Consider the following 7705-nt stretch of genomic DNA (forward strand, 5'->3'; position numbering starts at 1 on the left):
GTGGCGTGCAGGCCTGCAACTGCGCCGCCAGCCGGGCCAGGCGCGGCGATGGGCCGGCGGCGCGGCCGCGTGCCGCCAGCACGGTGTCGTAGGCGGCGGTCATGGCCGCTTCCATGTCGCGCCGCGCGCTCATGGTGCGCGACGTGCCGATGGCGGCAAACAAGGCGGCAAGCTTGCGATAGGCCAGCGCGACGGCGGCGCGTTCCGGGGCGATCGGGTGGATGACCCAGCCCACCAGCGTCAACCCCAGGCCGAACAGCCCGCCCGTGGCGACCAGCACGGACGGCAGCCACGGCGGTAGGGTGGACGTCAGGCTCGACCCGACGATGACGTACACCGCGAATTGCAGCGTGGCCACCGCCGCGATGTTGTTGAAGGTGCCGACCAGGCTGGCGATCAGCACCAGCAACGTCATGGCGGCCGACGTCCACAGCCCGTGGCCGGCCACCAGGTTGCCCAGCAGGTAACCCAGCGCGCCGCCCAGCACGGTGCAGCCGATGGACAAGGCGCGGTTGCGATACGGGCCGCCGTTGTCGCCCGTGATGGCCGGCAGCGCGCCCAGCGCCACCAGCGCGGCGGCCCCGCCTTGGGTTAGCGCCAGCCCCACGGCGCAGGGCAGGCCGATGGCCAGCGCCGCGCGCAGCGCCACCCAGCGGCTGACGGGCGAAGGCTCCATGTGCGCCAGGCTCATCAGCCAGCGCATGTTGGCGCCGCGCGCGCCGTGGCGGGTCAGGGGGCGGGACACGGTGGCCTCATGGCGGGGGCGTCAGGGTTTGATCAGCGGCGCGATGTCCGGCGCCGCCAGCCGGAAATAGTCTTCCGTGTTCAGCAGGATCGAAGCGTCCAGCCGCCCCGCGTTGAACACGATTTCATCGTGGCGGCTGCGCAGGCTGGGGTCCACCAGCAGGTGCAGGTCGGGGTTGAAGGAAAAGGGCGGAATGGCGCCGATTTCGCAGCCGGTCAGTTCGCGCGCCAGTTCCTGCGAGGCCAGCGACGCCTTCTTGCCGCCCGCCGCGCGCGCGATGGCGTCCAGGTCGGCCTGCTTGTCCGCCGGAAACACGGCCAGGACGTTCTTGCGTATGTTGGACGAGATTTTCACCCGGCAGACCAGCGCCTTGGCGCCCTGGCTGACGTCGGTGCCACGTATGGCGGCCACTTCGACCGAGCGGCCGGCGGCGGGGTGGTGGATCAGGCGATGACGGGCCTGGTGCCGGGCCAGCAGGGCTTGCAGGCGTTCAAAGACTTCCATATCGATGGCGGCAAAGGGGGTGGGGATGGACGGCGGGCACGGGCTTGGCGCACCGGCCCCGCAGTCGCATGATACGCCCGCGCCGGGATCAGATTTCGCCGGTGAAGGCGTAGCCCCAGCCCCACACGGTGCGAATCGGCAGCTCTACGTTCACGTCCTGCGCCTTGCGCCGCAAGCGGCTGACCACCACATCGGTGCGGCGCACCGATTCGCGGCCGGCCTGGGCGTCCGAGCCGGAAGCGTCGCCGCGCGGCAGCCGCTTGTCGGCCGACGTCGTCAACCTGAGCAGGAATTCGCGTTCGGCCAATGTCAGCGACAAGCGCGTGCCTTGCGGGCTGACCAGCGTCCAGGCGGCGTCCAGAAACTGCCACTTGCCGGGCGTTTCGGGCGCCGGGGGCGTGGCGGCCATACGGGCTTCGGGCTCGACCGCGATGGGGCGGCGGCCCGTGGCGGGCACGCGCCGCACCAGGGCTTGCAGCGCGGCGGCGATCTCGGCGGTGGCCACGTCGTGCTGAAAACACGCGTCGGCGCCGCAGTGCAGGCCCAGAATGCGGTTTTCGGGCGAATCAAAGCTGGACACCGCGATGATGCCGGCGGTGGTGTCCATGGCGCGCAGGCCCGCAACCGCCATGCAAAGATCGGTCAGGTCGGCTTCCATCACCAGCAACGGCGTACGGCGCGCCTGAAACAGGCGAAACAGGCCGTTGGAGTCCTCGCACCGGCGCGGCGAGAAACCCATGTCGGCCAGCTCGTCGCTGCGGCGCGCGCGTTGGTCGGGATCGGGTGAGAAGACGATCAGGTCTAGTAGGTCATTCATGAATCGTAGTGATCTTTGCAGCTTCAGCGCATGCATGATGCTACGAAAACAAGGGTTTCCTAACCCCGCTCAACGCCACTTTCGTACCCGAATTCTCAGACATGATTGCCGGGCGGCAACACAGCAAGCGCCCCAGGGTGTGCCGAACAATGTTTGAATAAAGCGCCAGGGCGTATTGGCGCGGTCCGCCCGCTGACTAGGGGTTGAACAACCGGCGTTAAAACGGCCCAAAATCGCACCCGAACGGTGCATAAAAGTGCGCTGCCGACGCGTTAAAACCGCTCTACGGGTTTTGCGGCTCGTTCCACCAGCCGCCGCCCAGCGCCTGCAACAGCGCGGCCGTGTCGGCATAGCGAGCCGCGTCGGCTTCGCTGCGCGCGATGCGGGTTTGCAGCAGTTGGCGTTGACTATCCAGCAGGCTTTGGTGGCTGATGCCGCCCGCCTGATAGCGGCCCTGGGCGATGCGCAGCGCATCGTCCGCGCGCCGCCACGCGTCGTCGTAGGCGCTGAACGCATCGGCATCGGTCTGCACGGCGCGCAATGCGTCGGCCACCTGGCGGAATCCGTCCAGCACCGTTTGGCGGTAGGCGGCAGCGGCCGCTTCGTAACCCGCTTCCGCCGCACGCTTGCGCGCGCGCAGTTCGCCGCCGCGAAACAGCGGTTGCACCAGCCCCAGGCCCAGGCTCCACACGTTGACGCCGTCCGATAAATCGCCCGCGCGCGTGCGCTGGGAACCGAAACTGGCGGTGAGCGTGAACTGCGGGTACTGGTTGGCGGTGGCCACGCCCACGTCGGCGGACGCCTTGTGCCACAGCGCCTCGGCGGCAAGAATGTCCGGCCGCTGGCGCGTCAGCGCGGACGGAACGCCGGTGGGTATGTCGGGCGGCAAGGTCAGGTCCGCCAGGCGCAGGGGCGGCGTGCGCTGCGCGGCGGGCGGCTGGCCCAGGTACACGGCCAGCTGATGCGTGGTTTGCGACAGCTGCTTTTCCAGCGGTGGCAGCGTGGCGCGCGTTTGCGCCACCAGCACTTCCTGGTTACGCAAATCGGCCTCGGCCACGCCGCCCAGCGCCACGCGTTGCCGCATGATGTTCTGCTGGCGCTGCTGCGCGTCCAGCAGATCGCGCGTGGCGGCCAGGCGTTCGGACAGGTAGGCCTGGCGGATGGCGGCCGTCACCACGTTGGCGGCCAACGACATGCGCGCCGCTTGCAGTTCGTGCGCCTGGTAATCCACCTGCGCCGCCAGGCCTTCCAGCGCGCGCCGGTTGCCGCCGAAAACGTCCAGCGTGTAGGACACGTCGATTGACGCGTTGTACAGCGTGAAGGGCGGGGGCGGCTGCGTTACCGGCACGCCGAACGCCGACGGGTCCACCTTTTGCCGCGTGGCGGACAGGTTGGCATCGGCCGACGGCAACAGCCTGCCGCCGGTTTCGGCGTCCAGGTCTTCGGTGGCCTGCCGCAACGTGGCGCGCGCCTGGGCCAGCGTGGGGCTGGCGTCAAGCGCCTGGCGCACCAACTGGTCCAGCGCATCCGAACGGAACAGCCGCCACCATTGCGCGGGAACGTCGGCGCCCGGTTGCAGGCGTTGTGCGCTACGGGCGGGTTGCGCGCTGTCATCGGCCGTGTAGGACGCCACGGCGGGCGGGCTCGGCGAGGTGAAATCAGGTCCGACGGTGCATCCGGTGGTCAAGGCCGACAGGCCGATCGCCGCCAGCGGCATCGCCACCACCACCGCGCGCGAACGAAAAGCCATAAAGGGACGGAGAAAACGGGACATGGCGCGTCAATCCAGAGTACGGCGGTAGAACTTCACGGCGGCGGTCATGACGACCGCGGTAAACAGCATCAGCGGCCAGATGCTGGGCCACAGATCCCACCAGCCGTTGCCTTTGAGCAGGATGCCGCGGATGAGCCGGTTGAAGTGCGTCAGCGGCAGCAGGTTGCCCAGGTACTGCGCCCACATGGGCATGCCCTGGAACGGGAACATGAAGCCAGACAGCAGCATGTTGGGCAGAAAATAGAACATGGTCAGCTGCATGGCCTGCAACTGGTTCTGCGCCAGCGACGACAGCGTGATGCCCACCGTCAGGTTGGCCGCCACGAACAGCAGCGCCGCCAGGTACACGGATAACAGGCTGCCCAGGATCGGCACATGGAAGACGAAGTGCGCGGCCAGCAGGATGATGGTGGCCTGGATCAGGCCGATTGCGATGTACGGCACGATCTTGCCGGTCATGACCTCCAGCGGGCGCACCGGCATCGACAGCAGGTTTTCCATCGTGCCGCGCTCGCGTTCGCGCGTCATGGCCAGGCCCGTCATCATCACCAGCGTCATCGTCAGGATCACACCCATCAGCCCCGGCACGGTGTTGTATTGCGAGATCTGCTCTTCGTTGTAAAGCCGGTGCACGCGCACGTCGAAAGGGGGTTGCCCGCCCGCCAGATTGGCCAGCGGGCCGGTCAGGTCCTTTTGCGCCACGGCCTGGGTCAGCTGCGTGGCCGCGCCAATCGCCATGCCGGTGGCCATGGGGTCGGTGGCGTCGGCTTCGATCAGCAATGCCGGCCGTTCGCCGCGCAACAGCCGGCGGGAAAAGTCCGGCGGTATGGTCACCACGAACAGCACGCGGCCCTGCGCCAGCGCGGCGCGGCCGGCTTCTTCGTCGCGCAGTTCCTCGGTGATGTGGAAGTAGTCCGACGACTTCATCGCCGCGATGAAGCTGCGCGTGAACGGGCTGTGGTCGGCCGTGATGACCGCCGTGGGCATCTGCTTGGGGTCGGTGTTGATGGCGTAGCCGAACAACGCCAACTGCATGATGGGCAGGCCCACGATCATGCCGAACGTGATGCGGTCACGGCGCAGCTGCAAGAATTCCTTCAGCACCATGCTCCACCACCGCGCCCACGAAAAGCCTTGCAGATGGCGCATCATGCCGGGCTCGCGAAGTTGTCGGTGGACCGGTTCATCAAGAAGATGAAAACGTCTTCCAGGCTGGTGTCAATGCGTTCCAGGCGCAGGTCCTGGCCGCGTATGGCGTCGCGCAAGGTGCGTTCCAGCAGCTCGGCGTTCTGGCCGCTGACGTGCAGCGCCGAGCCGAACGCCACCGTCTGGTCGACGCCCGGCGCGCTGCGCAGGCGCTGGCCCAGCGGCACCAGGTTGTGGCCGTGGATGGCCCAGGTGGACAGGCGCTGTTCGGCAATCACCTGCTCGGCGGTGCCTTGCGTCAGCAGCTTGCCGTACGAGATATAGGCCAGCTTGTGGCAGCGTTCGGCCTCGTCCATGTAGTGCGTGCTGACCAGCACCGAGATGCCGCGCGCCGCCAATTCGTGCAGCTGTTCCCAGAAGTCGCGCCGCGCCGTCGGGTCCACGCCCGCTGTCGGTTCGTCCAGCAACAGCAGGCGCGGTTCGTGCAGCAGGCAGGCGGCCAGCGCCATCCGCTGCTTCCATCCCCCCGACAACGAGCCGGTCAGTTGATTGGCGCGGCTGTGCAGGCCCAGGTCTTCCAGGGCGCGGTCCACGGTTTGGCGGCGTTGCGGCATGTCGTACATGCGCGCCACAAAATCGAGGTTTTCCCGGATCGTCAGGTCGTCCCAGTACGAAAACTTCTGCGTCATGTAGCCGACGTGGCGCTTGATCTGCGCGCTGTCTTTCACAATGTTATAGCCCAGGCAGGTGCCGCTGCCGGAATCCGGCGTCAGCAGGCCGCACATCAATCGGATGCAGGTGGTCTTGCCGCTGCCGTTGGGGCCCAGGAAGCCGAAGATTTCGCCTTCCCGCACGCGCAGCGATACGTCGTTGACCACGTGCTTGTCGCCAAAGCGCTTGTTCAAGCCGCGCACGTCGATCACGGCCTTGCCGGAATCGGGCGGAGCCGGCTGACCGTCGGCGGGGTGGTCGGCGGGGTGGCCCGGGTGTGTGGTCATTGCAGCGTGGCCTCGACCGGTTGGCCGGGATGCAGCCGCGCCGCCGCCTCGGGCGTGGGGCGCGCTTGCACCATGTAGACCAGCTTGCCGCGGCTTTCGCGGCTGTAGATCACGGGCGGCGTGTATTCGGCCTGGTCCGACACATAGTCGATATGCACGGGTATCGGATCGCCGCAGCCGTCGCAGCGCAGGCTGGCTTGTTGCCCCGCTTTTAATGAGCCGACCACGGTTTCGGGCACGAAGAAACGCACCTTGATGTTGCCGGGTGGCAGCAGGCTGACCACGGGGCTGCCCGCCGACACCCATTCGCCCACGCGGTACATCGTGTCGAACACTCTGCCGGCCGCCGGTGCGGCCAGCTGTTTTTGCGCAAGCGTCCACTCGGCCTGGGCCAAGGTGGCGCGGGCCGCTTCGACGGTGGCCGCCTGCGCCACGCGCTGATCCTCGCGCCCCGGCAGCCTGGCCACTTCCAGCTGCGCGCGCAGTTCGCGCACGCGCGCGGCGTCCGATTGGGCTTGTTCACGGCTGTCATCCAACTGCGCCCGGGCGATGCCGCCCACGCGGAACTGCGCGTTATCGCGTTGCAGTTGCGCGGCGGAACGCCGGCTGGCGGCTTCGGCCTGCGCCAACTGTGCGCGGCTGACATCGATTTCCGCCGGGCGCTTGCCGGTGCCGATGTCTTCCAGCTGCGCGATGGCGGCGGCAAGCTGCGCGCTGGCCTGGTCGCGGGCGGCGCGTTCGCGCGTGGCCTCCAGCGCAAACAGCGGCGCGTTGGCGTCCACCTGTTGCCCGCGCTTGACGGCCAGCGCGTCCAGGCGGCCCGCTTCGGACGACGCCACATAGACGTAGTCGCCTTCCACATAACCTTGGTAGAAAGGCGCGGCATCCTGGCCGCAGCCGGCCAGCAGCAACCCCAGCGCCAGCGTCGGCAGGGCGGGGGCGATACGAAAAAGGGCAGGTCGGGGGCGCAGGGTGGGCATGGTCAGGTCGCGGCGGCGGGGTGGGCAGGCGGCGAGAACAGGCCACCGGTCAGCATGGCGATGGCGTGGTCGGCGATTGCATCGGTATCGATGGCCTGCATGGGCGGATCGCCTTGCCACAGGCGCCGCCACAGGTTCGAGGTGGCCAGCGGCAACAGCGTCAGCCCCAGGATGGAAAGGAACACCAGGCGCGGTTCGACACCGGGCGTGGTGGCGCCGCGTTGCTGCGCCTGACCGATCACGGTGGCGAAAGCCGCCAGCCGTTCGGTGGGCACGTGGGGCAGCACGCGTTCACGCAATTGGCCGCCTTCGTTCACCACTTCATGGATCCACAGCGCGGGCAGCCACGGCCGCTCGGTCGCGCTTTGCACAATGCGCTTCACGATTTCGACCAGGTAAGCGCGCGCGGCAGTGGCCGGGTCGAGGCTTGCGGCAAGCGCCGGCGACGGTGACTTGCCGTCGTCGCCTTCGGCCTCCGACGCTAGCGGAACGGGCGACCACACAAAACCGATTACCGGCACGACGCGCTCAAGCACGACGGCGTCGATCAATTGGTCGCGGCTTTTGAAGTAGTAATGCAGCATGGCCGGCGTGACGGCCGCGCGCTGGGCGATGTGCGCGATGGTGGTGGCGGCCACGCCCTGGGCCGCGAACAGGCCCGTGGCAATGTCCAGCAATTGTTCGCGCATGGCGGCGGCGTCGGGGCGGGCGGGGCGGCCGGGGCGGCGCGCGCGCGGCGCG

7 protein-coding genes and 1 pseudogene are annotated in these 7705 nt (G+C 68.3%); all 8 read right to left on the reverse strand.

What is annotated here, in order from left to right; translation table 11 throughout:
* Positions 1–745, reverse strand: a pseudogene (locus ACNPP0_RS20900) (FUSC family protein); the annotation flags it as partial.
* A 21-nt stretch (positions 746–766) separates the two neighbouring features.
* Positions 767–1249, reverse strand: a complete 483-nt coding sequence (locus ACNPP0_RS20905; RefSeq protein ID WP_332607945.1) for a YbaK/prolyl-tRNA synthetase associated domain-containing protein — start codon at positions 1247–1249, stop codon at positions 767–769.
* An 88-nt stretch (positions 1250–1337) separates the two neighbouring features.
* Positions 1338–2066, reverse strand: coding sequence for a response regulator transcription factor (locus ACNPP0_RS20910; RefSeq protein ID WP_332607947.1), 729 nt, complete (start codon positions 2064–2066; stop codon positions 1338–1340).
* A gap of 283 nt (positions 2067–2349) precedes the next feature.
* Positions 2350–3783, reverse strand: a complete 1434-nt coding sequence (locus ACNPP0_RS20915) for an efflux transporter outer membrane subunit (RefSeq protein WP_448706974.1) — start codon at positions 3781–3783, stop codon at positions 2350–2352.
* A 63-nt stretch (positions 3784–3846) separates the two neighbouring features.
* Complete coding sequence (locus ACNPP0_RS20920) at positions 3847–4992, reverse strand: ABC transporter permease (protein WP_332607949.1); 1146 nt, start codon at positions 4990–4992, stop codon at positions 3847–3849.
* Entirely contained in the window at positions 4989–5984 is a 996-nt protein-coding gene (locus tag ACNPP0_RS20925; protein ID WP_448706893.1) for an ABC transporter ATP-binding protein, read from the reverse strand. Before ACNPP0_RS20925 ends, ACNPP0_RS20920 begins: the two co-directional genes overlap by 4 nt.
* Complete coding sequence (locus tag ACNPP0_RS20930) at positions 5981–6964, reverse strand: HlyD family secretion protein (protein WP_448706894.1); 984 nt, start codon at positions 6962–6964, stop codon at positions 5981–5983. The genes ACNPP0_RS20925 and ACNPP0_RS20930 overlap by 4 nt, the downstream gene beginning before the upstream one ends.
* Positions 6965–6966: 2 nt before the next feature.
* Positions 6967–7705, reverse strand: a 739-nt coding sequence (locus ACNPP0_RS20935; RefSeq protein ID WP_448706895.1) for a TetR/AcrR family transcriptional regulator, incomplete at its 5' end; no start/stop codon positions are given.

The organism is Achromobacter semiaridum (assembly GCF_053543755.1).

Excerpts from the sequence above, each read along its gene's own strand:
- ACNPP0_RS20905 (WP_332607945.1), bottom strand. The coding sequence starts at position 1,249 with ATGGAAGTCTTTGAACGCCTGCAAGCCCTGCTGGCCCGGCACCAGGCC.
- ACNPP0_RS20910 (WP_332607947.1), bottom strand. The coding sequence starts at position 2,066 with ATGAATGACCTACTAGACCTGATCGTCTTCTCACCCGATCCCGACCAA.
- ACNPP0_RS20915 (WP_448706974.1), bottom strand. The coding sequence starts at position 3,783 with ATGCCGCTGGCGGCGATCGGCCTGTCGGCCTTGACCACCGGATGCACC.
- ACNPP0_RS20920 (WP_332607949.1), bottom strand. The coding sequence starts at position 4,992 with ATGATGCGCCATCTGCAAGGCTTTTCGTGGGCGCGGTGGTGGAGCATG.
- ACNPP0_RS20925 (WP_448706893.1), bottom strand. The coding sequence starts at position 5,984 with ATGACCACACACCCGGGCCACCCCGCCGACCACCCCGCCGACGGTCAG.
- ACNPP0_RS20930 (WP_448706894.1), bottom strand. The coding sequence starts at position 6,964 with ATGCCCACCCTGCGCCCCCGACCTGCCCTTTTTCGTATCGCCCCCGCC.